At 74.1% G+C, this 26086-nt stretch carries 25 protein-coding genes and 2 pseudogenes; 9 read left to right on the top strand and 18 right to left on the bottom strand.

From position 1 onward, the window contains the following. Positions 1–296: 296 nt before the first annotated feature. Complete coding sequence (locus ACIP5O_RS13420; protein ID WP_401292319.1) at positions 297–1673, top strand: FAD-binding protein; 1377 nt, start codon at positions 297–299, stop codon at positions 1671–1673. Positions 1674–1692: 19 nt separating this feature from the next. Continuing rightward, on the top strand, positions 1693–2448 hold the full coding sequence (locus tag ACIP5O_RS13415; protein ID WP_401292316.1) for an SDR family NAD(P)-dependent oxidoreductase: 756 nt from the start codon (positions 1693–1695) through the stop codon (positions 2446–2448). Positions 2449–2464: 16 nt separating this feature from the next. Here the strand turns inward: ACIP5O_RS13415 and ACIP5O_RS13410 are convergent, their stop codons facing one another. The 3 genes from ACIP5O_RS13410 to glyA form a co-directional block, all read right to left on the bottom strand. Then, a complete protein-coding gene (locus ACIP5O_RS13410; RefSeq protein ID WP_401292313.1) occupies positions 2465–3061 on the bottom strand; it encodes a 2'-5' RNA ligase family protein in 597 nt (198 codons plus the stop codon). 116 nt (positions 3062–3177) lie between these two features. Continuing rightward, positions 3178–4191 (bottom strand): tryptophan--tRNA ligase, encoded by a 1014-nt coding sequence (trpS, locus tag ACIP5O_RS13405; RefSeq protein WP_401292311.1) that lies wholly within the window; start codon positions 4189–4191, stop codon positions 3178–3180. 187 nt (positions 4192–4378) lie between these two features. Next, positions 4379–5665, bottom strand: a complete 1287-nt coding sequence (gene glyA, locus ACIP5O_RS13400; RefSeq protein WP_401292308.1) for a serine hydroxymethyltransferase — start codon at positions 5663–5665, stop codon at positions 4379–4381. Positions 5666–5937: 272 nt separating this feature from the next. Here glyA and rocD point away from each other — a divergent pair, with 272 nt between their 5' ends. Further along, entirely contained in the window at positions 5938–7143 is a 1206-nt protein-coding gene (gene rocD, locus ACIP5O_RS13395) for an ornithine--oxo-acid transaminase (protein WP_401292307.1), read from the top strand. A gap of 48 nt (positions 7144–7191) precedes the next feature. Here rocD and ACIP5O_RS13390 read toward each other — a convergent pair whose 3' ends face one another. Further along, a complete protein-coding gene (locus ACIP5O_RS13390) occupies positions 7192–8376 on the bottom strand; it encodes a glutathionylspermidine synthase family protein (protein WP_401292304.1) in 1185 nt (394 codons plus the stop codon). Positions 8377–8391: 15 nt separating this feature from the next. Then, on the bottom strand, positions 8392–8637 hold the full coding sequence (locus ACIP5O_RS13385) for a hypothetical protein (RefSeq protein WP_401292714.1): 246 nt from the start codon (positions 8635–8637) through the stop codon (positions 8392–8394). 169 nt (positions 8638–8806) lie between these two features. Between ACIP5O_RS13385 and ACIP5O_RS13380 the strand changes: the two genes are divergently transcribed. From ACIP5O_RS13380 to ACIP5O_RS13365, 4 genes and pseudogenes are all read left to right on the top strand, one after another. After that, positions 8807–9661 (top strand): hypothetical protein, encoded by an 855-nt coding sequence (locus ACIP5O_RS13380; RefSeq protein WP_401292301.1) that lies wholly within the window; start codon positions 8807–8809, stop codon positions 9659–9661. Positions 9662–9734: 73 nt separating this feature from the next. Continuing rightward, positions 9735–10475: a 3-keto-5-aminohexanoate cleavage protein gene (locus tag ACIP5O_RS13375; protein WP_401292298.1), complete on the top strand. Its 741-nt coding sequence runs from the start codon at positions 9735–9737 to the stop codon at positions 10473–10475. 142 nt (positions 10476–10617) lie between these two features. Then, positions 10618–11001: pseudogene (locus tag ACIP5O_RS13370) on the top strand (hypothetical protein); the annotation flags it as partial. Between the two features lie 24 nt (positions 11002–11025). Further along, complete coding sequence (locus tag ACIP5O_RS13365) at positions 11026–11556, top strand: NUDIX hydrolase (protein WP_401292712.1); 531 nt, start codon at positions 11026–11028, stop codon at positions 11554–11556. Positions 11557–11647: 91 nt separating this feature from the next. On the opposite strand, the gene ACIP5O_RS13360 is transcribed toward ACIP5O_RS13365, so the two are convergent. Continuing rightward, on the bottom strand, positions 11648–11956 hold the full coding sequence (locus ACIP5O_RS13360; RefSeq protein ID WP_401292295.1) for a hypothetical protein: 309 nt from the start codon (positions 11954–11956) through the stop codon (positions 11648–11650). A 119-nt stretch (positions 11957–12075) separates the two neighbouring features. Continuing rightward, positions 12076–13479, bottom strand: a complete 1404-nt coding sequence (locus tag ACIP5O_RS13355) for a PLP-dependent aminotransferase family protein (RefSeq protein ID WP_401292292.1) — start codon at positions 13477–13479, stop codon at positions 12076–12078. Positions 13480–13526: 47 nt separating this feature from the next. Between ACIP5O_RS13355 and ACIP5O_RS13350 the strand changes: the two genes are divergently transcribed. Beyond that, on the top strand, positions 13527–14024 hold the full coding sequence (locus ACIP5O_RS13350; RefSeq protein ID WP_401292289.1) for a carboxymuconolactone decarboxylase family protein: 498 nt from the start codon (positions 13527–13529) through the stop codon (positions 14022–14024). 22 nt (positions 14025–14046) lie between these two features. Here ACIP5O_RS13350 and ACIP5O_RS13345 read toward each other — a convergent pair whose 3' ends face one another. The 8 genes and pseudogenes from ACIP5O_RS13345 to ACIP5O_RS13310 form a co-directional block, all read right to left on the bottom strand. Continuing rightward, positions 14047–15021, bottom strand: a complete 975-nt coding sequence (locus ACIP5O_RS13345; protein WP_401292286.1) for a hypothetical protein — start codon at positions 15019–15021, stop codon at positions 14047–14049. Between the two features lies 1 nt (position 15022). After that, on the bottom strand, positions 15023–15403 hold the full coding sequence (locus ACIP5O_RS13340) for a hypothetical protein (protein ID WP_401292283.1): 381 nt from the start codon (positions 15401–15403) through the stop codon (positions 15023–15025). Next, complete coding sequence (locus tag ACIP5O_RS13335) at positions 15396–17168, bottom strand: hypothetical protein (RefSeq protein ID WP_401292281.1); 1773 nt, start codon at positions 17166–17168, stop codon at positions 15396–15398. Before ACIP5O_RS13335 ends, ACIP5O_RS13340 begins: the two co-directional genes overlap by 8 nt. 168 nt (positions 17169–17336) lie before the next feature. Next, positions 17337–18326, bottom strand: coding sequence for a malate dehydrogenase (locus tag ACIP5O_RS13330; RefSeq protein WP_125659861.1), 990 nt, complete (start codon positions 18324–18326; stop codon positions 17337–17339). Between the two features lie 180 nt (positions 18327–18506). Further along, positions 18507–18845 carry a hypothetical protein gene (locus ACIP5O_RS13325; protein ID WP_401292278.1) on the bottom strand — a complete coding sequence of 113 codons (339 nt, stop codon included), beginning with the start codon at positions 18843–18845 and terminating at the stop codon, positions 18507–18509. A gap of 363 nt (positions 18846–19208) precedes the next feature. Then, on the bottom strand, positions 19209–19448 hold the full coding sequence (locus ACIP5O_RS13320) for a hypothetical protein (RefSeq protein ID WP_401292276.1): 240 nt from the start codon (positions 19446–19448) through the stop codon (positions 19209–19211). A gap of 235 nt (positions 19449–19683) precedes the next feature. Next, positions 19684–20079 (bottom strand): annotated as a pseudogene (locus tag ACIP5O_RS13315) (DUF3017 domain-containing protein); the annotation flags it as partial. A 34-nt stretch (positions 20080–20113) separates the two neighbouring features. Then, positions 20114–20974 (bottom strand): bifunctional methylenetetrahydrofolate dehydrogenase/methenyltetrahydrofolate cyclohydrolase, encoded by an 861-nt coding sequence (locus tag ACIP5O_RS13310; protein ID WP_401292273.1) that lies wholly within the window; start codon positions 20972–20974, stop codon positions 20114–20116. A 250-nt stretch (positions 20975–21224) separates the two neighbouring features. On the opposite strand from ACIP5O_RS13310, the gene ACIP5O_RS13305 reads away from it, so the two are divergent. Continuing rightward, positions 21225–21872, top strand: a complete 648-nt coding sequence (locus ACIP5O_RS13305) for an RDD family protein (protein WP_401292270.1) — start codon at positions 21225–21227, stop codon at positions 21870–21872. A gap of 80 nt (positions 21873–21952) precedes the next feature. Here ACIP5O_RS13305 and ACIP5O_RS13300 read toward each other — a convergent pair whose 3' ends face one another. From ACIP5O_RS13300 to purN, 3 genes are all read right to left on the bottom strand, one after another. After that, on the bottom strand, positions 21953–23461 hold the full coding sequence (locus tag ACIP5O_RS13300; RefSeq protein WP_401292268.1) for a DUF2079 domain-containing protein: 1509 nt from the start codon (positions 23459–23461) through the stop codon (positions 21953–21955). Positions 23462–23595: 134 nt separating this feature from the next. Continuing rightward, a complete protein-coding gene (purH, locus tag ACIP5O_RS13295) occupies positions 23596–25161 on the bottom strand; it encodes a bifunctional phosphoribosylaminoimidazolecarboxamide formyltransferase/IMP cyclohydrolase (RefSeq protein WP_401292266.1) in 1566 nt (521 codons plus the stop codon). Continuing rightward, complete coding sequence (gene purN, locus ACIP5O_RS13290; RefSeq protein ID WP_401292265.1) at positions 25136–25765, bottom strand: phosphoribosylglycinamide formyltransferase; 630 nt, start codon at positions 25763–25765, stop codon at positions 25136–25138. The genes purH and purN overlap by 26 nt, the downstream gene beginning before the upstream one ends. Positions 25766–26086: the final 321 nt, after the last annotated feature.

Below are 26086 nucleotides of genomic sequence, written 5' to 3'. Positions count from 1 at the left end.
GTACCCCTCGATCCGTGCGGTGCGCGGGTGACCGGAGTACGAGAATCCCCCCGCCCGGCCGTCTCATGCGCGATCGACATGAGGTCGGTCGGCAAGAGGTCGGTCGACATGAGGTCGGTCGGCAAGAGGTCGGTCGACATGAGGTCGGTCGGCAAGAGGTCGGTCGACATGAGGGCCGGCCGCCGGAATTCTCTTCCGATCCTCCTCCCGTCGGATCATCACCCCTTTCGACGCACCGCCCGGGAATATCGTGTAATACCGGCATAAGCGGCATTGCCGCCTATACGGTCGGCTCCATGGCTGTCGAGACCCGCGTCCCGGACGACGACTGCGAAGCCCTCACCGGCTGGGGCCGCACCGCCCCCACCCTCGCGCGCGTGCACCGGCCCCGCAGTCCCGCCGAGGCGGTCGCGGTCCTCCGCGCGCCCGGCGGCCGGGGCGCGATCGCCCGCGGCCTCGGACGCTCCCACGGCGACGCCGCCCAGAACGCCGGCGGCACCGTCCTCGACATGACCGGCCTCGACCGGATCCGCGCCGTCGACGCGCGCGCGGGGCTCGTCGACTGCGAGGCGGGCGTCAGCCTGCACCGGCTGATGGAGGTCCTGCTGCCGCTCGGCCGGTTCGTCCCCGTCGTGCCCGCCACCCGGTACGTGACGGTCGGCGGCGCGATCGCCGCCGACGTCCACGGCGGGAACCAGCACGCCGCCGGCTCCTTCGGCCGGCACGTGGCCTCGCTCAAGCTCCTCACCCCCGACGGGGAGATCAGGACCGTCCGGCCCGGCACCCCGCTCTTCGACGCCACCACCGGCGGCATGGGCCTGACCGGCGTCGTCCTCTCCGCCGTCCTGCGGCTGCCGGCCGTCGAGACCTCCCTGATGCGCGTGGACACCGAGCGCGCCCGCGACCTCGACGACCTCCTCGCCCTGCTGGCCGGGGGCGACCACCGGTACGAGCACTCCACCGCCCGGGTCGACCTGCTCGCCCGGGGCGCCGCCACCGGCCGCGCCGTCCTCACGCGCGGCAACCCCGCCCCGTACGACGCGCTGCCCCGCCGCCACCCGGCCCGCCGCGCGCCGCTCGCCTTCCGGCCCGGGCGGCTGCCCGCCCCGCCGCCGCACGTCCCCGACGGGCTGCTCGGCGGCGCCTCCGCCGGGCTCTTCAGCGAGCTCTGGTACCGGGCCGCGCCCCGCGCGGCCACCGGCCGGCTCCGGCCGCTGTCCGGCTTCTTCCACCCGCTCGACGCCGTCCCGCACTGGAACCGGCTGTACGGTCCCGGGGGCTCCGTCCCGTACCGGTTCGTCCTCCCGTACGGGCGGGAGGAGGTGCTCCGGGGGATCGTGCGGCGGATCGCGGACCGGCGCTGGCCCGTCCTGCCCGCCGTCCTCAAGCGGTTCGGCCCGGGCGGTCCCGGGCCGCTCTCCTTCCCGCTGCCCGGCTGGTCCCTGGCCCTCGGCCTGCCCACCGGCCTGCCGGGGCTCGGCGCCTTCCTCGACGCGCTCGACGAGGAGGTCGCGGAGGCCGGCGGGCGGGTGTACCTGGCCGGGGACTCGCGGGTGCGGCCGGAGGTCCTGGCCGCGATGTACCCGCGGCTCGACGAGTTCCGGGCGCTGCGGGCCGCGCTCGGCCCCCGGTCCGTCCTCGCTTCGGACCTCTCCCGCCGTCTCTCCCTCTAGGACCCTCTAGGAGCTGATCGTGAAGGACGCCCTCGGCGCGCCCCAGTCCCTGCTCGTCCTCGGCGGCACCTCCGCGATCGGGCTCGCCACGGCCCGCCGGATGATCGCCCGGCGCACCCGCGCGGTCCACCTGGCCGGCCGCCCCTCCCCCGCCCTCGACGCCGCCGCCGACTCGCTGCGGGCGCTGGGGGCCGGGGTGCGGACCGTCCCCTTCGACGCGCTCGACCCCGGGTCGCACGAGGAGCGGCTCGGCCCGGTCTTCGCGGCGGGCGACGTCGACATGGTGCTGCTCGCCTTCGGGGTCCCGGGCGACCAGGCCCGCGACGAGTCCGACCCGGTCGCCGCCGCCCGGGTCGCCGGGACCAACTACACCGGCGCCGTCTCGGCCGGCCTGGTGTGCGCGGGCGCGCTCCAGGCGCAGGGGCACGGCTCGCTCGTGGTGCTCTCCTCGGTGGCGGCCGAGCGGGCCCGCCGCGCCGACTTCATCTACGGCTCCTCGAAGGCGGGGCTGGACGTCTTCGCCCAGGGGCTCGGGGACGCGCTGTACGGCACCGGGGTGCACGTGATGGTGGTGCGACCCGGGTCCGTGCGCTCCGGGGCGACGGCGGGGCGCCCGGAGGGACCGTTCGCGACCACCCCGGAGGCGGTCGCGGGCGCGATCGAGCTGGGGCTGCGGCGCCGCTCGGAGACGGTGTGGGTGCCGGGGACGCTGCGGATGGTGACGTCGGCGGTGCGGCACGTGCCGAGGCCGCTGTACCGGCGGCTGCCGGTGTAGGCGGCCGTGCCGGGCCTCAGGCGCTCGGCGCGGCCGTCGGCGTGTCGACCGGGCTGCCGCCCTGGGCCGGGACGGCGCGGGCCGGGTGGCCGCTGCCGAACTCGTAGTCGTACAGCTTCCGCCACACCAGGTCCGCGCCCTGCTCGTACAGCGCGAAGGAGCGGCAGGTCCAGGCCGCCTCGTACCCGGCGAGCTCCTCGAACGCCCGGTCCATCCCCTCCTCGGAGATGCCGTGCGCCACGGTGACGTGCGGGTGGTACGGGAACTGGAGCTCGCGCACGAGCGGCCCGGCCTCGTCCCTGATCCGCTGCTGGAGCCGGTCGCAGGGCACGACGCCCTCCGCCAGCTTCACGTAGACCACCGGGGAGAGCGGACGGAAGGTCCCGGTGCCCTTCAGGCGGACGGGGAAGGGGTGGTAGCCGGTGGCCACGCGCGCGAGGTGCGCCTCGATCTCCGGCAGCCGCTCCCGGGGGACCTCGGTCGGCGGGACGAGGGTGACGTGGGTGGGGATGCCGTGCGCGGCCTGGTCCCCGAAGCCGGCGCGCCGCTCCTGGAGCAGGCTGCCGTAGGGCTCCGGGACCGCGATCGAAACGCCGAGCGTTACGGTCCCCACGTCGTTCTCCTCCGTCGTCCGGTGCGTGTAGGTGCGTCGCGTGTGCGGGTGGGCGTGCGGGTGGTGCAGCCGCCAGTGTGCGGCCTGCACCACCCCCGTGACCAGGGCCCCGGTACTCAGTGCTTGGCGGGCAGGAAGCCCATCCGCTCGTACGTCTGCGCGAGGGTCTCGGCGGCGACCGCGCGGGCCTTCTCGGCGCCCTTGGCCAGGACTGAGTCCAGCGTCTCCGGGTCGTCCAGGTATTCCTGGGTGCGGGTCCGGAACGGCGTGACGAAGTCCACCATCACCTCGGCGAGGTCCGTCTTGAGCGCGCCGTACATCTTGCCCTCGTAGGACTTCTCCAGGTCGGGGACGGAGGTGCCGGTGAGGGTGGACAGGATGGTGAGGAGGTTGGAGACGCCGGCCTTGTTCTCCGGGTCGAAGCGGATCACCGTGTCGGTGTCGGTGACGGCGCTCTTGACCTTCTTCGCGGTGGCCTTCGGGTCGTCCAGGAGGTTGATGAGGCCCTTCGGCGTGGAGGCCGACTTGCTCATCTTGACCGAGGGGTCCTGGAGGTCGTAGATCTTCGCCGTCTCCTTCAGGATGTACGGCGAGGGGATCGTGAAGGTGTCGCCGAAGCGCCCGTTGAACCGCTCCGCGAGGTCGCGGGTCAGCTCGATGTGCTGGCGCTGGTCCTCGCCGACCGGGACCTCGTTCGCCTGGTAGAGCAGGATGTCGGCGACCTGGAGGATCGGGTACGTGAAGAGGCCGACGGTGGCGCGGTCGGCGCCCTGCTTGGCGGACTTGTCCTTGAACTGGGTCATGCGGGAGGCCTCGCCGAAGCCGGTGAGGCAGTTCATGATCCAGCCGAGCTGGGCGTGCTCGGGGACGTGGCTCTGGACGAAGAGGGTGCAGCGCTCCGGGTCGAGACCGGCGGCGAGCAGCTGGGCGGCGGCGAGCCGGGTGTTGGCGCGCAGCTCGGCCGGGTCCTGCGGGACCGTGATCGCGTGCAGGTCCACGACCATGTAGAACGCGTCGTGGGTCTCCTGGAGGGCGACCCACTGGCGGACGGCGCCGAGGTAGTTGCCGAGGTGGAACGAGCCGGCGGTGGGCTGGATTCCGGAGAGCACACGGGGACTGTCAAAGGCCATGCACATCATTCTCTCAGGTGCGGGACCGGTCCCCGCCCGACCGATGTGTCAGGTCCCGCCGGGCCGATGTGTCAGGGGGTACGCGCGCGGGGGCGCGGTTCCGGTCGCGGCGGCCGTGGCCCGTGGCGGATGAGACCAGGAACACAGTGCGCGCGCCGGTCCGCGCCCCCTCGCGGTGGCTGCCGGATCAGACGGGCAGGCCCGGGGCCGGGAAGGCGGCCATCAGGTCGGCGACCTCGGCGCGGATCGCGGCGAGCGCCTCCTCGTCGCCGCGGCCGGCGGCCGTGACGCCCCGGTCGATCCACTCCGCGACCAGCGGCATGTGCTCCGTACCGAGGCCGCGGGAGGTGAGGGCGGGGGTGCCGATGCGGATGCCGGAGGGGTCGAAGGGCTTGCGGGGGTCGAAGGGGACGGTGTTGTAGTTGACCACGATCCCGGCCCGGTCGAGGGCCTTGGCGGCGGTCTTGCCCGGCACCTGCCGGGAGGTGAGGTCCATCAGGATCAGGTGGTTGTCGGTGCCGCCGGAGACCAGGTCGAGGCCGCGGGCGAGGAGCGCCCCGGCGAGGGCCTTCGCGTTGGCGACGACGGCGTGGGCGTAGGTGCGGAAGGAGGGCAGGGCGGCCTCGCGCAGGGCGACGGCGATGGCGGCGGTGGTCTGGTTGTGCGGGCCGCCCTGGAGGCCGGGGAAGACGGCCCGGTCGAGGGCCCGGGCGTGCTCCTCGCGGGACAGGAGCATGGCGCCGCGCGGGCCGCGCAGGGTCTTGTGGGTGGTCGTGGAGATCACGTCCACGTGCCCGGCCGGGGACGGGTGGGCGCCGCCCGCGATCAGGCCCGCGATGTGGGCGACGTCGGCGACGAGGACGGCGCCGGCCTCGCGGGCGATCTCGCCGAAGGCGGCGAAGTCGATGGTGCGGGGCAGGGCGGTGCCGCCGCAGAAGATCACCTTCGGGCGCTCCTTGAGGGCCAGGTCGCGGACCTCGTCGAGGTCGACGAGCCCGGTGTCCCGGCGCACGCCGTACTGGACGCCCCGGAACCACGAGCCGGTGGCGGAGACGCCCCAGCCGTGGGTGAGGTGGCCGCCCATGGGCAGGGCCATGCCCATGACGGTGTCGCCGGGCTCGGCGAAGGCGAGGTACACGGCGAGGTTGGCCGGGGAGCCGGAGTAGGGCTGGACGTTGGCGTGGTCGACGCCGAAGAGGGCCTTGGCGCGCGCGACGGCGAGGGCCTCGACCTTGTCGATGTTCTGCTGGCCCTCGTAGTAGCGGCGGCCGGGGTAGCCCTCGCTGTACTTGTTCTGGAGGACGGTGCCGGAGGCTTCGAGGACGGCGGCGGAGACGTAGTTCTCGCTGGGGATGAGGCGCAGGGTGTCGGCCTGGAGCCGCTCCTCGGCGCCGACGAGGGCGGCGAGTTCGGGGTCGGCGGCGGAGAGGGCGGGGTGGGCGTCTGCGACTGCGACGGCTTCGGTGGTGGTCACGGTGGTGTCCTCCGGGCGTGGTCGGTGTCCCGGGGCACTGCGAGGAGGTCGCGGCGCCGCGCGGGACGTCGGTCCCGGGACGCCCAGGCGGGCGGCGCCTCGTGCGGTCTGCCGCGCACGGCTCCCCCGGGGTCGCTTCCCCGTACGCCAGTCGCCGTGCGTGCCGTCAGGGTAGCGGCCCGGCCGTGTCGGAGGTTTCCCCGTCCGGCATGCGAGCGACGATAGGGGAAGGGGGCACATCCACCCCGGGCCGCAGGACGAACGGAGATCCCGTGTCGAGGACAGAAGACGCGATCGCTTCCGCGGAGGCGCACGGCGCCCACAACTACCACCCCCTTCCGGTCGTCGTCGCCTCGGCGGACGGCGCCTGGATGACCGATGTCGAGGGGCGTCGGTACCTCGATCTGCTCGCCGGGTACTCGGCGCTCAACTTCGGGCACGGCAACCGGCGTCTGATCGACGCGGCGAAGGCCCAGCTGGAGCGGGTGACGCTGACCTCGCGGGCCTTCCACCACGACCGGTTCGCCGACTTCTGCACGCGGCTCGCGGAGCTGTGCGGCAAGGAGGCGGTGCTGCCGATGAACACGGGGGCGGAGGCGGTGGAGACGGCCGTCAAGACGGCCCGGAAGTGGGGGTACGAGGTGAAGGGCGTGCCGGACGGGCACGCGAAGATCGTGGTGGCGGCGAACAACTTCCACGGCCGGACGACGACGGTCGTGAGCTTCTCCACGGACCACGAGGCGCGGGACCACTTCGGGCCGTACACGCCGGGGTTCGAGATCGTGCCGTACGGGGACCTGACGGCCCTGGAGGCGGCGGTCACGGAGAACACGGTGGCGGTGCTCCTGGAGCCGATCCAGGGCGAGGCGGGGGTCCTGGTGCCGCCGGCCGGCTATCTGCCGGGGGTGCGGGAGCTGACCCGGCGGCGGAACGTGCTGTTCGTGGCGGACGAGATCCAGTCGGGGCTCGGGCGGACGGGGAGGACGTTCGCGTGCGACCACGAGGGCGTGGTGCCGGACGTGTACCTGCTCGGGAAGGCGCTGGGCGGCGGGGTGGTGCCGGTGTCGGCGGTGGTGGCCGACCGGGACGTGCTCGGGGTCTTCCGGCCGGGCGAGCACGGGTCGACCTTCGGCGGGAACCCGCTGGCCTGCGCGGTGGCCCTGGAGGTGATCGCGATGCTGCGGACGGGCGAGTACCAGGAGCGGGCGGCGGAGCTGGGCGACCACCTCCACGCCGAGCTGGGGCTGCTCGTGGGCGGCGGCGCGGTGGAGGCGGTGCGGGGGCGCGGGCTGTGGGCCGGGGTGGACATCGCCCCGTCGAAGGGCACGGGCCGGGAGATCTCGGAGCGGCTGCTCGACCGGGGGGTCCTGGTGAAGGACACCCACGGCTCGACGATCCGGATCGCCCCGCCGCTGGTCATCGCGAAGGAGGACCTGGACTGGGGTCTTGAGCAGTTGAGGGGGGTGCTGGCGGACTGACGGGGTCCGTCCCCGCCGGTCCGGCGACCGGCGGGGACGGAGCCGCGGTCACAGGATCACGTGCGGCAGGAAGCGGGCGTACTCGTCGGTGACGGGGCCCGCCGACTCCCGGATGCCGAGGCCCGCCGCCTCGTCCTCGACGACCCACGCGCCGAGGACCACCCGGTTGCCGTCGAAGTCGGGCAGCGGGGCGAGGCCCTGGTAGCAGCAGGGCTCCCCGTCCCGTACGAAGGGCTCCGTACCGGCCTCGTGCAGGGTGACGCCCTCGCCCTCGCGGCCGAGCAGCGGTTTGGCGACCCAGCCGGTGGTGGCGGCGAGTTCGCGCGGCCCGTCGAGGTAGGCGGGCAGCAGGTTGGGGTGGTCCGGGTACAGCTCCCACAGGATCGCGAGCAGCGCCTTGTTGGAGAGCAGCATCTTCCAGGCGGGCTCGATCCAGCAGGTGGTGCCGGTGCCGCCGCCGTTGTCAAGGGTGTCCAGGACGTACGGGCCGAAGCGGTCGGTGGTCAGCCACTCCCACGGGTAGAGCTTGAAGCAGCTGCGGACGAAGCGGAGCCGGTCGTCGACGAAGCGGCCCGAGAGCCGGTCCCAGCCGATCTGCTCGACGGAGAGCGCCTCGGTCTCCAGGCCGGCCTGCTGGGCGGTCTCGCGCAGGTACGCGACCGTCATCAGGTCCTCGCCGAGCTCGTCGCCCTCCGAGTGCGCGAAGTGGACGGGGCCGGGCGGCAGCAGGTGGGCCTGCCGCTTCCAGGCGTCGACGAGCCGCTCGTGGAGGGAGTTCCACTGGTCGGCGCCGGGGAACCGCTCCTCCATCCAGAACCACTGCGGGCTCGCGGCCTCCACGAGGGAGGTGGGGGTGTCGGCGTTGTACTCCAGCATCCTGGCCGGCCCCGTGCCGTCGTACCGCAGGTCGAACCGCCCGTAGATCGAGGGTAGTTCGTCACGGCGGCGCCAGGACTCGGCGATCAGTCCGGCCAGCCGGGGGTCGGTGACGCCGAGCTCCGCGAAACGTTCCTCCTCGACGATGTGCGCGGCGGCGGCGAGGGACATGGCGTGCAGTTCCTCGACGACCTCCTCCAGCGCCTCGACCTCGGGCAGGGAGAAGGAGTAGTACGCGCTCTCGTCCCAGTACGGGCGCAGCGAGCCGTCCGGGTGGCGGGTCAGCGGATAGACGAGCCCCTGCTCCTCGACGGTCCGCTGCCAGTCGGGGCGGGGTTCGATGGTGTGGCGTTCCACGGTGCCGGGCCCGCCTCAGCCGCCGCCGGAACCGGAGCAGCCGAAGCCGCCGCTGTCGACGGCGGCCTTGTCGAAGCTGCCGCCGCTCACCTTCTTGTCGCTGACGGACCCGCCGTAGTAGTACGACCCGCGGGGAGAGCTGCTGCCGCCGCTGCCGCTCTCGCACTCGTAACGGGGCAGCTGTTCCCGGCTCAGCCGGTCCACGCACCGCTTGTCCGGTTCGGAACCGCACGCCGTGATCGTCGCCGCAAGGACGCCCATGCCGCCGAGCACCACCGTGCTCGACCTCAGCCTCCGCACGTCTCTCACCCTCCCCCTTCGCGGTCGCGATCCCCTCGGTCGCGCGCCTCACGGTCACACATGCCGCGACCGCCAGTCCAGTCCGCTGCTTTCCGGCCGCAGGCCCTAGAGTCGTTTCGTGCTCCTCGGGATGATTTGTGCGTTTGCTTCAGCCATCTGCTACGGCACGGCGTCCGTCTTCCAGGCGGTGGCGGCCCGTGCGGCGGAGCCGGGCACGGGCGGCGGCGTCGACGTCGCGCTGCTGTGGCGGGCGGTGCGGCAGTGGCGCTATCTCGCCGGTCTCTGCCTGGACGGCCTGGGGTTCGTCCTCCAGGTCGTGGCCCTGCGGACGCTGCCCATCTACGTGGTGGGCGCGGCCCTCGCCGCGAGCCTGGCGGTGACGGCGGTCGTCGCCTCGCGGGTGCTCCGGGTGCGGCTGAGCCGGGTGGAGTGGGCGGCGGTGGCGGTGGTCTGCGCGGGGCTCGCGATGCTGGCCCTCGCCTCGGGCAGGGAGGGCCACCGGGCGGGCCCGGAGGCGCTGGACTGGGCGCTCCTGGCCGTCGCTTTCGGGATCCTGCTGCTCGGCGCGGCGGCCGGCCGGCTGCCGGACCGCCCGCGCGCGCTCGCCCTGGGCCTGGGGGCGGGCTTCGGCTTCGGGGTGGTGGAGGTGGCGGTCCGCCTGATCGACGGGATCGACCTGACGGACCCGACCCTGTACGCGCTCCTGGCGGGCGGCGGGGCGGCGTTCCTCCTCCTGACCTCGGCGCTCCAGCGGGGTTCGGTGACGACGGCGACGGCGGGCATGGTCCTCGGCGAGACGATCGGCCCGGCGGCGGTCGGCGTGGCCTGGCTCGGCGACACCACCCGCGCCGGCCTCGGCTGGCTCGCGGTCACCGGCTTCGCCGTGGCGGTGGCGGGCTCCCTGACCCTGGCGCGCTTCGGCGAGGCGCCGGACCCGGACCCGGACCGGGAGGCGGATCCCGGGCCCCCTGCCGGTGCCGTTTAGCCGGCCGACACGGAAGACAGGCCCTGGCTCGGGTTCCGGCCTCCTGCCGGTGGTGTCCGGCAGAGTGCGACGCATGTTGCAGGTATGCCTGAACGGAGCACGGAGCCGGAGCGAGGACCGGTGGGTCCCGGTGACTCCGGGGGAGTTGGCGGCCGAGGCGGCACGCGCCGTGGAGGCCGGAGCGGAGGACGTCCACCTCCACCCCCGGGGGGCCGACGGTCTCGACTCGCTGGAGCCCCGGGCGGTCGCCGGGGCGGTGGGCGCGGTGCGCGCCGCCGTGCCGGAGGGGGTGCGGGTCGGGGTCACCACCGGGGCCTGGGCGGTCCCGGACCCGGAGCGGCGGATCGCGCTGATCCGGTCCTGGACGGTGCTGCCCGACCACGCCTCGGTGAACTGGCACGAGGAGGGCGCCGAGGCGGTGGCCGACGCGCTGCTGGAGCGCGGGATCGGCGTCGAGGCCGGCGTCTGGTCGGACACCGACGGCGCCCGCCGGTTCCGCACCTGGCCGTCGGCCCACCGGGTGCTGCGGGTCCTGGTCGAGGTGACCGACACCGACCCGGCCACGGCGGCGTCCACGGCCACGGCCCTGCTGCGGGAACTGGGGGACGGCCTCGCGGCGCCCCTGCTGCTGCACGGCGAGGACGGCGGCGCCTGGCCCGTCCTGCGCGCGGCGGCCGGCCTGGGCCTGGCCACCAGGATCGGCCTGGAGGACGTACGGACACTGCCCGACGGCTCGACCGCGGAGGGCAACGCGCACCTGGTACGGACGGCCCGGGAGATCCTCGAAGAGCACCGCGGCCGGCCGAAGCCGTGATCGGAGGAGCCCGGGAAGCACCTGCAGGGCACTTCCGGCCTGTCGCGGTGGAGGGCGGGCGTTTCTCGCCGAACATCGAGCACGTGGCCTCGCGCGGCAGCGCCCCGGGCCGTTGTCAGTGGTCGCGGGCAGGATCACGGGCATGACGCCGTTGCTCCTTTCCGACATCGAACGAGCCGTGCGCGGCAGTTGGAGTGCCGAGACGTGCACGCCCGAGTTCCGAGCACGCTGGACCGAGGACAACCCGGCCCGGGACCAGTGCGGGGTGACCGCCATGGTGCTCAACGACCTGCTGGGGGGCGAGCTGATCCGCGGGGAGGTCCACGTCGGCGGAGAGCGCGTGGACCACCACTGGTGGAACCGCCTGGGCGCGGGCGTCGAGATCGACCTCACCCGCGAGCAGTTCGGGCCGGAGGAGGTGGTCACCGGCGGCATCGTCGTTCCCCGCCCGCCCGTGACCGAGTGGCGCAGGCTCCGCGAGGAGTACGAGCTCCTCCGCGACCGGGTCCTGGAGAAGCTCGACCGGCAGCAGGCGTCCGCCTCCGGGACCGTGCCTCGGCAGCCGCTCGCGGGACTCGCCGACGAGACGGTCGAGCGTGTCGACGAGCAGGACCGGGTCCTGGCGGTGGTCGGCCGGGACGAGGCCGTTCGCCGTGGCTGGCTGCACCGGATCGCCGTGACGGTGTGCCGGGACCGTGAAGGCCGGATCCTCGTGCACCGTCGTTCCGAGCACCTCACCCGGTTCCCGGGGCACTACGAGGTGGCGTCCGGCGGCGCCGTCGCCGCGGGTGAGTCCTACGAGGAGGCCGCATCGCGCGAACTGGCCGAGGAACTGGGCGTCCGAGCACCGGTCCGCTTCGTCGTGAAGTTCCTGAACCGCAGGGGGCTCAGCCCCCATTGGCTCGCCGTGCACGAGGCCGTCCTGTCCGACGACCCGAATCCCGACCCGGACGAAGTGATGTGGCACGGCTGGCTGACGGAGTCCGCACTCCTCCGGTCGATGGAGGAGAATCCGTTCACTCCGGACAGCGAGGACGCCCTGCGCCACTACTTCGCCGCCGCGGAGCGGGGAACCGCCTGATCGCCGAGGCTCCGGGACGTGCGGCGGGTGTGGCGCGAGGTGGAGGCCGTCCGTCCCGGTGCTCGGCCCCGCCGGTCGTGCCCCGCGGTGGTCACAGCCAGCTGGCCCAGCCGAAGGTCAGGAGGTAGGCGCGCGTGACCGCCGCTCGCCCGCGGCGACCGGTACGGACGGCCGCGGCAAGGGCGACGGTGAACCAGGACGCGACCGCTCCGCCGACGGCCAGGGCCCACACGGCGCCGCCGATGACGGCGAACAGCGCCACGACGAAGGCCGTGACGACGAACCCGGCATGGGCACCGCCGATACTCACCCGGAACAGCTCGCGCACGACCCGGCGGTCCTCCGCGAGAACCCTCTCGTAAGCGTTCGGCTCTCGCCCCGAACCGTCCTGTTCGTCCATGTCCCGCTCCACGAGCCCCCCTCACCACGACCCGGTCGAGCCGGGTCCGACACTCCTTCGGACGCCCGTGCCCGCCACGACGTTGCCTCCCGACGGCCCCAACAGGCACCGCGCACCCCTCAGGGCAGCACCCGGCACAGCGCCTCCAACGCTCCCGGCCACGCGCTGTCCGACGGGGTGGCGTAGCCGACGACGAGGCCGTCCGGGGCCGGGGTGGCGGTGGGGCGGCGGTAGTGGGAGACGCCGTGGACGGCGAGGCCGTGGTGGGCGGCGGTCCGCAGGGTCGGGCGTTCGGTGCCCGGGGGGAGGGTGAGGACGGCGTGCAGGCCGGCCGCGATGCCGCCGACCCGGGTCTCCGGCGCGTGCGCGGCCACCGCCGCCACGAGCTGGTCGCGGCGGCGCCGGTAGCGCAGCCGCATCGCCCGGACGTGCCGGTCGTACGCCCCCGAGCGCAGGAACTCCGCGAACGCCAGCTGGTCCGGCGCGCCCGACGCCCGCTCCACGGTCCCCCTCGCCGCCGTCACCTCGTCCACCAGGCCCGCCGGCAGGACCATCCACGCCAGGCGCAGGCCGGGCGCGAGGGACTTGCTCGCGGTGCCGAGGTACACGACCCGCTCCGGGTCGAGGCCCTGGAGCGCCCCCACCGGCTGCCGGTCGTAGCGGAACTCGCCGTCGTAGTCGTCCTCCAGGACCAGGCCGCCCGACGCCCGCGCCCAGTCGACGACGGCCGCCCGCCGGTCCGGGGGCAGGGCCCCGCCGAGCGGGAACTGGTGGGCCGCCGTCATCAGGACCGCTCCGCAGCCGGGGAGAGACGTCAACCGCCTCACGTCCGTGCCCCGTTCGTCGAAGGGGAGGAGCGGGGTGCCCAGGCCCGCCCGGGTCAGGACGTCCGCGTGGACCCTCAGGCCGTACGACTCCACGGCCGCCTCCCGCACCCCGCGCTCCCGCAATGCCTGGCCGAGCAGCGTCAGGCCGTGCGCGAACCCCGCGCAGACCACGATCCGTTCGGGCCGGGCGTGCACGCCCCGCGCGCGGGCCAGGTACTCGGCGAGCGCGGTGCGCAGTTCGGGGCGGCCGCGCGGATCCCCGTACCCGAAGGCCTCGTCGGGGGCGGCGGTGAGCGCCCGCCGGTACGCCTTGAGCCAGTCGGCGCGGGGGAAGGAGGCGAGGTCGGGGGTGCCCGCCCTGAGGTTGTGGACGGGGGTGGCCGTGGCCGGAGGGGTGGTCGGGGGCCGGTGGCGCGGCCGGTCCCGGGGCTCCGCGCGGTCGGCCACCCGCGTGCCCGAGCCCTGCCGGGCGGTCAGCCAGCCCTCGGCGACCAGTTCGGCGTACGCGTCGGCGACCGTGTTGCGGGCCGTGCCCAGGTCGGCGGCGAGCGAGCGGGAGGACGGCAGCCGGGTCCCCGCCGCCAGGCGCCCGCTGCGCACCGCCTCCCGCAGGGCGTCCATGAGCCCCGCTCGCAGCCGCGTCCCCCGGAGTTCCAGATGGAGGTCGGCCCCGAAAGTGGCCCAGTCGTTCGCCATGGAAATGGACCATACCCCTGCGCCAACCGGTTCCTAGGGTGGACACCATGACCAGTACGCACACCACCGTCGAACGCGCCCACGAGCACGCGCCCCGGATGCCCTTCGCCGAGCGGGTCCCCGAGTTCTACCGGGCGATGATCCGCCTGGAGACGGCCGCCGCCAAGGACGTCGACCCCACCCTCTACCACCTGATCAAGATCCGGGCCTCGCAGGTCAACCACTGCGCGTTCTGCGTGGACATGCACAGCAAGGACGCCCTCGCGGAGGGCGAGAGCGTCGAGCGGATCGTGCAGCTCTCCGCCTGGGAGGAGTCCCAGCACTTCTACACCGAGCGGGAGCTCGCGGCGCTCGCCCTGACCGAGGCCGTCACCGTCCTCACCGACGGCTTCGTGCCCGACGAGGTGTACGCGCTCGCCGCCGCGCACTTCGACGAGACCGAGCTGGCCCGGGTGATCGCCGCGATCGTCACCATCAACGCCTGGAACCGGATCGGCGTCACCACCCGGATGACGCCCGGCCACTACGAGCCGGGCGCCCCGTAGGCGTCCGCCGGGACAGCCGGGATCAGTACGCGCCCGGCTCGAAGAACTCCAGGGCCACCCGGAGCACCTCGCGCTGCTTCGGCCAGTCCTCCTCCGGGCCCGCCGCCAGGATCGCGTAGTGGGTGCCGTCCGCCGCCGTGAACGCCCGGTCGACCACCTTGCGGCGGCCCCCGTCGCGGTCGTACGCGTACACCAGCTCGGCGGCGTCGGCCGGGGCGTCCGGTTCGCCGGTGACCCGTTCGAGGCTGATCTCCTCGTAGCCGGGCTTGGTGGCCCTCCCGTCCTGCGAGGTGCCGCGCAGGGCGTCGTACGGCGTCAGGCCGCCCTCGGAGACCACGAAGACCTGGAGGAGGCTCCGGCCGTCCGGCGCGTTGTAGAAGACGCCCTGGTCGGACTCGGTGCGGTTCCAGTCCTCGGGGATCGCGATCGTGAAGCTCTTGAGGTCCTTCACCGCCCGGTAGCCGGGTGGCGGCACGTCGTCCGTGGGAGTGGACGTGGGCGTGCCGGAGGTCGGCTCCGCCGTCTCCCCGGAGGGCGTCTCCTCCGAGACCGGGTCCGACGCCGACACCGAGGCCGGCGGGCCCGCCGCCGGGGCCTTCCCGTCGTCGCCCCTGCCCCAGAGCAGCCAGCCGCCGACGGACCCCGCCGCCAGGACGGCCGCGGCCACCCCGGCCACGACCGCCGTCCGCGCGGAGGACCGGGGCGGCGGGGGCGGGGGCGGCGCGTACTGCCAACCGCCCGTCTCCGGTACGTACCGGGGCCCGTACTGCGTCTCGTACGCGAGGGTGTGCTCCGGCGCGTACTCCGGTCCGCGCTCCGGCGCGTATCCCGGTCCGTGCTCCGGCGCGGTCGGGGGCGGGGGCGGGGGCAGCGGCGGGAGGAGCGGGCCGCTCCCGCCGACGGGCCCGGGCGCGGGCGCCGGGGCTCCCGTCTCCCAGCTCTGCGTCTCGTCGTTCCAGCGGGCCCCGCCGCCCCCGCCTCCCCCGTACCCGCTCATCTCATCCTCCGAGGAGCGCGCCGACGGCCTGCCCCACGGCCACGCCCGAGGCGAGGATGCCGGTCACGGCCCCGGCGTCCGCGAGGGCCCGGCGCAGGCGGGTGAGGCGGCCGGTGCCCGCGCGGCCGGTGCCCTCGATCTCGTCCTCCGCGTCGGAGAGTTCGGCGTCCAGGGCGGCCGTCCGCTCGGAGGCGACGACACCGCCCAGGTCGCCGCGGAGGCGGCGGATCGCCAGGAGCAGCTCCTCCTGGAGGGGGTCGCGGGCCGGCTGGTTCCCGGTCACGGTGCTGGTGACGGTGTTGTGGTCGCCGATGGTGACGTTGCCGCCGGTGTTGGAGACCTGGATGCCGTCGCGGCGCGGGGTGTCGTCGGTGTCAGCCACGGTTGCCTCCGGGCGTCGAGGTGGTGAAGGTCTTGTTGGTGACGGTGTTGTGGTTGCCGAGGGTCACGTTGCCCTTGGTGTTCTCGATGAAGGTGCCGCCCTCGGCCACGTGGACGATCTTCTGCTCGAACTCGGCCGTCTCGTAACCGGCTTCGCGGAGCGCGACCGTCACGCCGTTCGCGACCCGGTCCTGGACGCTCTTCAGGTAGCGGCTGACGTCCATCTCCTGGAACAGGGAGGCCTCGTCGTCGGAGCCGAGCTCGCGGACCGAGACCTCGGGCCCCTCGGGCAGCGCGTGGGCGTGGCCCGCGGTGAGCAGCCGCCAGGCGTGGCCGAGCGAGCGCCAGAGGGTGACGAGGGCCTGTCCGGCGGAGCGCGGGGTCTGCCCGAGGGCCCAGACGGCCTTGCCGAAGTGGTGGTTGTGCCGGTAGCGGTGGGCGATCCGGTCGGCGTAGCGGTAGAGCGGCTTCACGGGCCGCAGAACGTGCGGGGCGACCTCCAGCATCAGCATGCCGCCCTGCGTGTGGACGCGGACGAAGACGGTGGTGACGATCTCCTCGCCCCAGCCGCCGACCCGGACGCGCAGGAAGTGGCGGCGGGTCTCGCCGCCCTCCTCGATGGAGCCCGAGCGGTGCGCCTCGAAGCCCTCGGGGGTGTACGGGGCGGCGGTGCGGTCCGGGAGGCCGTCGACGGGCAGGAAGACGACCTCGTCGATCTCCAGGTCGCGCAGCCGGTCCCGTACGGCCGCCTGGATCTGCGGCGAGCCGTGCGGGGAGGGCACGCGCAGCGCCTCCACGAGCGGGACGACGTGCCGCATGATGGCGCTGTTGTCGAGCGGTTCGGGCGCCCGGCCGTCGAGGTCCTTGCGGGGGCGCAGCTCGATGGAGAGCGACCAGGGCTCGTACGGTTCGCCGGCGCCGCAGAACGGGTCGTCGGCCCCGTACATGACGAGCCGCGCGTGCTGCTCGATCCGGATGCGGTCGCGCAGCCGGCGGGAGCGGGCGCCCTCGGCCTGCTCGGCCGGGTCGGCGCGCTGGTCGGGGAAGCGCTCCCGGGAGAGCTCCTGGGTGAGCGCGCGGGCGAACTGGCCGCGCTGGACGGCCACCGCCCAGGCCACGAGCAGCGGCACCGCGATCGTGATCCACGCCTCCAGCCGGCCGACGCCCCACACCTCGTCGGCGGCGAGCAGCGCCAGGGCGCCGAGGAACTCGCCCGCCTCGGAGAGGTCGCCGAGCAGCTCCCAGCGGTCCTCCTCGTCGCCGAGGGCGAGGAAGAGGAGGAACAGCGCGCCCTGGAAGAGCATGAGCCGCCCGTACCAGCGCAGGACGAAGGCGGGGACGAGGCGGTACACCGGGGTGGCGGCGGTGGCGGCCCGGCCGCGGATCCAGCGGGCGACCCCGAGCAGCAGGAAGGGCACGACGAGGAGGACGACCAGGCCCTTGGTCAGCGGGAACGCGACGACCCAGAGCGCCAGGATCGCGGCGGCCCAGCCGAGTTCGACGCGGCGGGCGCGCAGCGCGTGGGCGAGGACGCGGCTCGCGTCGTAGCCGAGGGAGGGGGCGGCGAAGCGCTCCTCGTGGACGTAGAGCTGGTCGATGACCTCGTCGCGGAAGCCGTCGTCGAGGTACGTGCCGGCGCAGAGCAGCCGGGTCGCCTCGCTGGCCGACGGGTGGGTGCCCGGTGACGGGGTGCCGGACGGTGGCGTGCCGGGTGGCGGCGTACCGGGTGGCTGTCCGGGCTGCTGGGGTACGAACGACTGCGCCAAGGCTCCCCCGATGGTGTGGAACTGTCCTTCGCCCCCGGAGGGTTGACCGGGAGCCGGTGGCACAGCATAGGCGAGGCGGGAGTCCCCCGTCGGTGGAAAAAACGGCGCCCCCGGTCCGTACGGTCGGTCGTACGGGCCGGGGGCGCCGGAAGTGCGCGGGGAGCGGGCTCAGATGAGGCCGAGCTCGCGGACCGCGTCGCGCTCCTCGGCGAGCTCCTGCACGGAGGCGTCGATGCGGGCGCGGGAGAAGTCGTTGATCTCCAGGCCCTGGACGATCTCGTACTTCCCGTCCTTGGTGGTGACGGGGAAGGAGGAGATGAGGCCCTCGGGGACGCCGTAGGAGCCGTCCGACGGAACGCCCATGGAGGTCCAGTCGCCCTCGGCGGTGCCGTTGACCCAGGTGTGGACGTGGTCGATGGCGGCGTTCGCGGCGGAGGCGGCGGAGGACGCGCCACGGGCCTCGATGATCGCGGCGCCGCGCTTGGCGACGGTCGGGATGAAGGTGTCGGCCAGCCACGCCTCGTCGCTGACGACCTCGGCGGCGTTCTTGCCGGCGATCTCCGCGTGGAAGACGTCCGGGTACTGGGTCGCGGAGTGGTTGCCCCAGATGGTGAGGCGCTTGATGTCCTCGACGGAGGCGCCGGTCTTGGCGGCGAGCTGCGACAGCGCGCGGTTGTGGTCCAGGCGGGTCATCGCGGTGAAGCGCTCGGCCGGGACGTCCGGGGCGGCGGCCTGGGCGATCAGGGCGTTGGTGTTGGCCGGGTTGCCGACGACGAGGACCTTGATGTCGTCCGCGGCGTGGTCGTTGATGGCCTTGCCCTGCGGCTTGAAGATGCCGCCGTTGGCCGCGAGCAGGTCGCCGCGCTCCATGCCCTTGGTGCGGGGGCGGGCGCCGACGAGCAGCGCGACGTTGGCGCCCTCGAAGCCCTGGTTCGGGTCGTCGAAGATGTCGATGCCCTTGAGCAGCGGGAACGCGCAGTCGTCGAGCTCCATGGCGGTGCCCTCGGCGGCCTTGACGCCCTGCGGGATCTCGAGGAGGCGGAGCTTGACCGGCACGTCCGCGCCGAGCAGGTGGCCGGAGGCGATGCGGAAGAGCAGCGCGTAGCCGATCTGGCCGGCCGCGCCGGTCACGGTGACATTCACGGGAGTGCGGGTCATGGCGATCTCCGTAAGACAGCTGGCGGTGGGGGTCCCTGCCCCTGGTGCGGGATACCCCTCTTGATCGATCGGTGTCTCGACGTGAAGAGATATCCAGCGGTCAGGCTATCCGACCCGGGCCCTCCTGAATCCCCACCCCTTTGTGGTCCGGCTCACTGCCACCCGTCCGCGCGGGCCGTCCTACCGGCCCGCCGCGCAGCCCCCGGTGCCGTCCGCGAGGGTGCCGCAGGCGCGTGCGGACGCCTCCGGGGCGGCGGCGAGCACCGGGGTGTACGCGTCGGTCTCCTCCGCCGCCGTGTCGGCGCCCTCGGGGACGGTGGCGCGCCCGGTCGCGCCCGCGACCTCGACGGAGGCGGTGTCGCCGGGGGGCGGCGCCGGTGATCCGGGTCCAGGAGGCCGCGCAGGCGGCGCTGTGGCGGACCTCGACGGCGGCGGCGGCGACGCGGGCGCGTGCGACGGTGACGGCGAGGGGGCCGCCGCACCCCATGGCCTCGGGGTCCCGTCCGGCGCGGTCGGCACCGGAGCACCCCACCCCCGCGGGGAGTTCGGTGCGGGGCGTCGGGCTCGGGGCGGGGGTGGTGGGCGGCGCGGTCGCGCGCCCGCCCGCACCACCGTCCGCCCCGCCGCCACCGCCCAGGTCGACGAGGGGCGGGGCGGCGGTGACGACGAGCGGGGCCCCGAGGACGGCGGCGACGTGGAGGAGCACGGTGGTACGGCGACGGGGGGCGGGGCGGGGCGACCGGGGCCGGGGCCGGGACCGAGACCGGCACCGGGCCCCCGGAGCCCCGGCGTCCGGGGCTCCCGCGCGCGCCTCCCCCGCCGGCGCGAAGCGCCTCCGGGCGCGTTCCCAGCGGTCCGCGAGGTCGGCCGGGTCCGCGCCGGTCACCTCCGCGAGGGCGAGCACGCACCGCGCGGGACGGGCCGACGGGCGTTCAGATACGCGTCCCGCGCGGACCGTTCGCGCCCGGTGCGCTCGGTGCGCTCGATGCGCTCGGTGCGCTCGGTGCGCTCGGCGACGGCCACCACGCCCAGGCCGCTGCGGTCGATCAGGCGCCGGATCCGCTCCGTGGACGCGCGCGCCTCCGGGTCGAGTCCCTCCGGAAGCGCCTTCCAGCCGGGCATGTGCCACCCCCTCGCCTCCGCTCTCGTCACCCGCCCCGTCCGTCACGTCGAAGGATGGCAGCGCCGGGGGCGGCGCGCGCCCCGCACGGGTGACGACGTACCGGAATGGTCACTTCCGTGCCACAGCGCGCCGACGGGCCTTGAACCGGCGTTGGCGCGTCCATGACCCTTGATCACGACGGCGCCCGCCCTCCCACGGGGGAGAGGGCGGGCGCCGCGTCCGCGCGTACGGGCCCTACGTCACCGTCAGGTGGAGGATGTCCTCCAGGAACGGGATCCGCAGCCAGGGCCCCGGCTGCACCATGAGCGCGAGCAGCACGATCAGGCCGCCCATCACCCCGTACGTGATCATGTCGGTGAAGCGGGACCGGACCGCCAGCATGCCCACGGACGGCACCGTCCGCCGCATCACGGCGCCGAGCAGGAGCGCGACCCCGACCAGGATCGCCCCCACGCGGAAGGACTGCGGGAACGCGTCCGCGCCCACCACGAGCAGTCCGGCCCCGGCGACGCAGAGGACCGTGATCAGCGGCCACTGGCGCGCGGGCGCCGGGGCGGCGCCGGGCGCGGCGCGCCCGCCGCCCTCGGGGCGTGCGGTGTCGGTGGTGACGGTGGGCGGCCGCCGCCGCGGTCCGCGTCGCATCCGGAGGCCCCCGGACGTCACGTCAGAGCGCCGCGGCCGCGCGCTCGGCGGCCTCGACGACGTTGACGAGGAGCTGGGCGCGGGTCATCGGGCCCACGCCGCCCGGGTTCGGGGAGATCCAGCCGGCGACCTCGGCGACGCCGGGGTGCACGTCGCCGACGATCTTCCCCTCGGCGTTGCGCGAGACGCCGACGTCGAGGACGGCCGCGCCCGGCTTCACGTCCTCGGGCTTGATCAGGTGCGGCACGCCGGCCGCCGCCACGATGATGTCGGCGTTCCGCAGGTGCGCCGCGAGGTCCCGGGTGCCGGTGTGGCACTGGGTCACGGTCGCGTTCTCGGAGCGGCGGGTGAGCAGCAGCGGCATCGAGCGCCCGATGGTGACGCCGCGCCCGACGACCACGACCTCGGCGCCGTTGATCTCCACGCCGTGGCGGCGGAGCAGGGTGATGACGCCGTTGGGCGTGCAGGGCAGCGGGGCGGGCTCGTTGAGCACCAGGCGGCCCAGGTTGGTCGGGTGGAGCCCGTCCGCGTCCTTCTCCGGGTCCATCAGCTCCAGGACGCGGTTCTCGTCGATGCCCTTGGGCAGTGGGAGCTGCACGATGTAACCGGTGCAGGCCGGGTCCTCGTTGAGCTCCCGCACGACCGCCTCGATCTCCTCCTGGGTGGCGGTGCCGGGCAGCGTGCGCTGGAGGGAGGCGAGGCCGACCTCAGCGCAGTCGCGGTGCTTTCCGGCCACGTACTTCTGGCTGGCCGGGTCGTCGCCGACGAGGACGGTGCCGAGTCCGGGCGTGACGCCCTTCTCCCTGAGGGCCGCCACACGGGCGGTCAGATCGGACTTGATCGCGGCTGCGGTGGCCTTGCCATCGAGAATCTGGGCGCTCATGGAGCCATCTTCCCGGATGCCCCCCGGCTTCTTCCAATTCGCTCGCGCCGAGGGCCCCGGGGCGCGGAACGGAAGGTTGCACTTGCACAACTCCGTGACGTATCGACTGGACAAAAACTCGCCCTTGCGACAACGATGATCGGCGCAGCACCGCGGAAAGTGCCGGGGGGAAATCCGCTCAGATGCCGTGAAAGTCCTCCGCGCGGGCCGCGACGTCCCCGCACAGAGAAATTCACGGAGGAATCCCGCGATGAGCTTCGGCGACCCGAACAACCCCTACGGCCAGGGCCAGGGGCAGGGGCAGGGCCAGCAGCCCGGCTACGGCTACCCGCAGGGCCAGCAGCCCGGGTACGGCTACCCGCAGCAGGCCCCGCAGGGCGTGCCGCCGCAGCAGGGCTACGGCTACCCCGCCGCCCCGCCGGTCTCGCCGTACGCCGGTGGCGGCTACCCGGGCGCGGGCGGCTACGGCAACGTCCCGCCGCTGGCGCACTGGGGCTGGCGCTTCCTCTCCCGGCTGATCGACCTCGCCGTCGTCATGCTGCCGTACTACGTGCTGATCGGCATAGCCGCCGCGACGAGCGACGGCAGCGGTGAGAACGGCCTCGGGGCGATCCTCGGCGTGGTCGGCCTCGTCTACCTGATCTTCATGTTCTTCTTCCAGATCTACAAGGAGGGCGCGACCGGCCAGACGATCGGCAAGAAGGCCGTCGGCACCCGGACGCTGCGCGAGTCGGACGGCCGCCCGCTCGGCTTCGGCATGGCGTTCGTGCGCCAGCTGGCGCACTTCCTCGACGGCATCGCCTGCTACATCGGCTACCTCTGGCCGATCTGGGACTCCAAGAAGCAGACCTTCGCGGACAAGATCTGCAGCACGCTGGTCGTCAAGGAGAACGGCTGACGTCGAGCCGGCTCCGTCGCACGCGGGAGGCCCCGGGCATCGGTCGATGCCCGGGGCCTCCCGCGTCGCCGCGCCCCGCGTCACCGCCGCTTCAGGACCGCGAACCCCTCCGAGCGGTGCGTGAGCTCGTACCGGGCCCGCGGATGGAGCTGCGAGGCCAGCCCCACCGGGTCCGCGACCTGCTGCGACCAGCCGCGCAGGTCGTAGACCAGGTAGTCGGGGTCGACGTCCCCGGAGGTCCCGGCCCAGTAGACCCGGTGGTCCGCCGTGAGGTGGGCGAGGAGCGGGACGTCCGTCTCGACGCTCACCCCCTCCGGCACCGCCGCCAGCGCCTCCCGCGCCTGCGCGACCCGCGCGTCCGCCCGGTACGTCTCCGGCTTCAGGAGCTCCCGCAGCGGCAGGTTCGCCGCGAGGACGAGCGCGACCGCGGTCGCCACCGGGACGACGACCCTCCCGTACGAGACGAGCCAGGCGCGCGGCGAGGTGCGCACCGCGCGGGCGCCGTCCACCAGGGCCAGGAAGACGACCGGCATGAGGACCGCGCTGTAGTGCCAGTGCATGCCCCAGTGGTTGGGGTCCTGGGAGAGGAAGCGCCAGCCCAGGGTCGGCAGGACGAGCAGGACCAGCGGGGAGCGCAGGGCGAGGAAGCCGGTGATCGCGAGCAGGTGGAGGACCATCTCCCAGCGCTCGCCCGAGGCGAGGGCGTCGGCGACGACCTGGCCGAAGGAGGTGTCGGCCCCCTCGCCCGTCTTCTCGATCTTGGACCAGTAGTCGTACTGGCCGAGGCTGCTCGCCGCCGGGATCAGGACGAGGACCGTGAGGGCGAAGGCGGCGACGCCGAAGGCGGCCAGGGCGGCGCCGAGCCGCCTGCTCCCCTTGAGGAAGAGGACCGCGCCGACCATGGCGACGGTGAGCCCCATGTCCTCCTTGACGAGGATCAGCGGGATCGCCCAGGCCGCGGCCGCGGTCCAGCGGCCGAGGACCAGGGCCCGGCAGGTCAGGGCGAGCAGCGGGACGGCGAAGGCGATCTCGTGGAAGTCGGACTTCACCGCCTCCTGGAGTCCCCAGGAGAGCCCGTACGCGACCGCGAGCCCGAGGCCGACGGCCCGGCTGCCGAGGACCTGCTGCGCGGTGCGGCCGACGACGACGGACGAGGCGGCGAAGAGCGCGGCCTGCGCGAAGAGCAGGGCGACCGGCGAGGGCCAGACCCGGTACAGCGGCGCGAGCAGGGCGGTGACCGGGCTGAAGTGGTCCCCGAGGATCGGGAAGCCGGGCCCCTTTATGTCGACGACCGGCGCCCGGAACTCGGCGTACGCGCGGACGGACTGCCCGAAGATCCCGAGGTCCCAGGAGGGGGTGCGGAAGTAGGCGTACTGCACCCAGGAGTACAGGAAGTAGACGACGCACAGGACGCCCGCGACGATCAGGTACGGGCGGAGGGGGGCGGGCGCGGGGCCGGCGGGGGCCTCGGCACCGACGGCGTCCGGGGCGCTCGCGGGGGCGGGGACGGCGGCGGCCGGAGCCCCGGCGGCGGCACCCCCGACGTCCTCGACGGCCTCCTCGGGGGACTTGTTCCCTACGTCCAACATCACGTCCCCATCACCGGCGGCCGACAGAAGAGCAATCCATTAGAACAGAGACCGCTCGATCGACCGTTCCGCCGATGCGACGCCGACGGCCCGCCGCCCCGGGGAAGGGCGACGGGCCGTCCGCGTCACGCGACTCAGTGGAAGAAGTGGCGGGTGCCCGTGAAGTACATCGTCACGCCGGCCTTGGCCGCCGCCTCGACGACCAGCTCGTCGCGGACCGAGCCGCCGGGCTGCACGACCGCCTTCACGCCGGCCGCGGTGAGGATCTCCAGGCCGTCCGGGAAGGGGAAGAAGGCGTCGGAGGCGGCGTACGAGCCGCGCGCCCGCTCCTCGCCCGCCCGCTCGACGGCCAGCTTCGCGGAGTCGACGCGGTTGACCTGGCCCATGCCGACGCCGACCGAGGCGCCGTCCTTGGCGAGCAGGATCGCGTTGGACTTGACCGCGCGGCAGGCCTTCCAGGCGAAGGACAGCTCGGCCAGCTCCCCGTCGGAGAGGGCGTCGCCGGTGGCGAGGGTCCAGTTCGCCGGGTCGTCGCCGTCGGCCTGGAGGCGGTCGGTGACCTGGAGGAGGGCGCCGCCGTCGACCGGCTTGACCTCGACCGGGTTGGCCGGGGCGCCCTCGGCGCGCAGCACGCGGATGTTCTTCTTCCTGGCCAGGACCTCCACGGCGCCGTCCTCGTAGGCCGGGGCGACGATGACCTCGGTGAAGATCTCCGCGACCTGCTCGGCCAGCTCGACCGTCACCGGGCGGTTGACGGCGATGACGCCGCCGAACGCGGACAGCGGGTCGCAGGCGTGCGCCTTGCGGTGGGCCTCGGCGACGTCGGCGCCGATCGCGATGCCGCACGGGTTGGCGTGCTTGATGATCGCGACGCAGGGCTCGTCGTGGTCGTACGCGGCCCGGCGCGCGGCGTCGGTGTCCGTGTAGTTGTTGTAGGACATCTCCTTGCCGTGCAGCTGCTCCGCCTCGGCCAGGCCGCCCGTGCCGTCGACGTAGAGGGCGGCGCCCTGGTGCGGGTTCTCGCCGTACCGCAGGACGTTCTTCCGCTCGTACGTGGCGCCCAGGAAGTCCGGGAAGCCGCTGTCGTCGGCGGCGGCGTAATCGGCGGCGAACCAGGAGGCGACGGCCACGTCGTACGCGGCCGTGTGCCGGAAGGCCTCGCCCGCGAGCCGCTTGCGGGCGGTCAGGTCGAAGCCGCCGGACCGGACGGCGGCGAGCACGTCGCCGTACCGCTCGGGGCTGGTGACGATGGCCACGGACGGGTGGTTCTTCGCGGCGGCGCGGACCATGGAGGGGCCGCCGATGTCGATCTGCTCGACGCACTCGTCCGGGGTGGCGCCGGAGGCGACCGTCTCGCGGAACGGGTAGAGGTTCACGACGACCAGGTCGAACGGCTCCACGCCCAGCTCGGCGAGCTGCTCGCGGTGCGACTCCAGGCGCAGGTCGGCGAGGATGCCGGCGTGCACGCGCGGGTGGAGGGTCTTGACGCGCCCGTCCAGGCACTCGGGGAAGCCGGTCAGCTCCTCGACCTTGGTGACGGGAACGCCGGCCGCGGCGATCTTCCCGGCGGTGGAGCCGGTGGAGACGAGCTCGACACCGGCCTCGTGCAGGCCGCGGGCCAGCTCTTCGAGCCCCGTCTTGTCGTAGACGCTGACCAGCGCGCGGCGGATGGGCTTAACGGTGTCCGTGTTCACCGACATGAACCTTTCGTCCCTCAATGCGGTAGCCGTGCCGGGCGAGACGCCCCACGACGTCGACGAGCAGCGAGCGCTCGACTTCCTTGATGCGCTCGTGCAGAGCGGCTTCATCGTCCGTCTCCCGCACCTCGACCACGCCCTGGGCGATGATCGGGCCGGTGTCGACGCCGTCGTCGACGAAGTGGACGGTGCACCCGGTGACCTTCGCGCCGTAGGCGAGGGCGTCGCGCACCCCGTGGGCACCGGGAAAACTGGGCAGCAGGGCCGGGTGGGTGTTGACGACCCGGCCGTCGAAGCGGGCGAGGAACTCCTTGCCGACGATCTTCATGAAGCCGGCCGAGACGACGAGGTCGGGCTCGTGCGCGGCGGTGGCCTCCGTCAGGGCGCGGTCCCACTCCTCGCGGCTCGCGTGGTCCTTCACCCGGCACACGAAGGTCGGGAGCCCGGCGCGCTCGGCGCGCTCCAGACCCGCGATCCCGTCGCGGTCGGCGCCGACCGCGACGACCTCCGCGCCGTACCCCTCGGGGTCGGCGGCGATGCCGTCGAGGAGGGCCTGAAGGTTGGTACCGGAACCGGAGACCAGGACGACGAGGCGGGCGGCAGCCACTGGGTCACTCTTTCCGTGGTGTTTGTGCGGTCGTACGAACGAATCGTGCCGCTCGATACGGGGAACCCTACGAATGGCTCGACCGTCAGCAACGATACCGGCACACCGGACGGCCCCCGCGGGACGGGGGCGGGGCAGGGCGGTAGCGTCAGGGTCCGACGCCGGACGCGCACCGGACCGGTCACGGACCGGGGCCGGGCCGGGGGCCGGACGGCGCGGCGGACGTACGCGGACGAGACGACACGAAGCAGTACGAAGCGGTACGAAGCGCACGAAGCAGTGCCGGGCAGCACGAGACAGCAGCGGAGACCACGGGTGCGG

The sequence above is a fragment of the Streptomyces sp. NPDC088915 genome, from assembly GCF_044749825.1.
Lineage (GTDB): Bacteria > Actinomycetota > Actinomycetes > Streptomycetales > Streptomycetaceae > Streptomyces.
The sequence above is the reverse complement of the archived record's forward strand: the minus strand, read 5'-3'. Positions and strand labels throughout refer to the sequence as shown.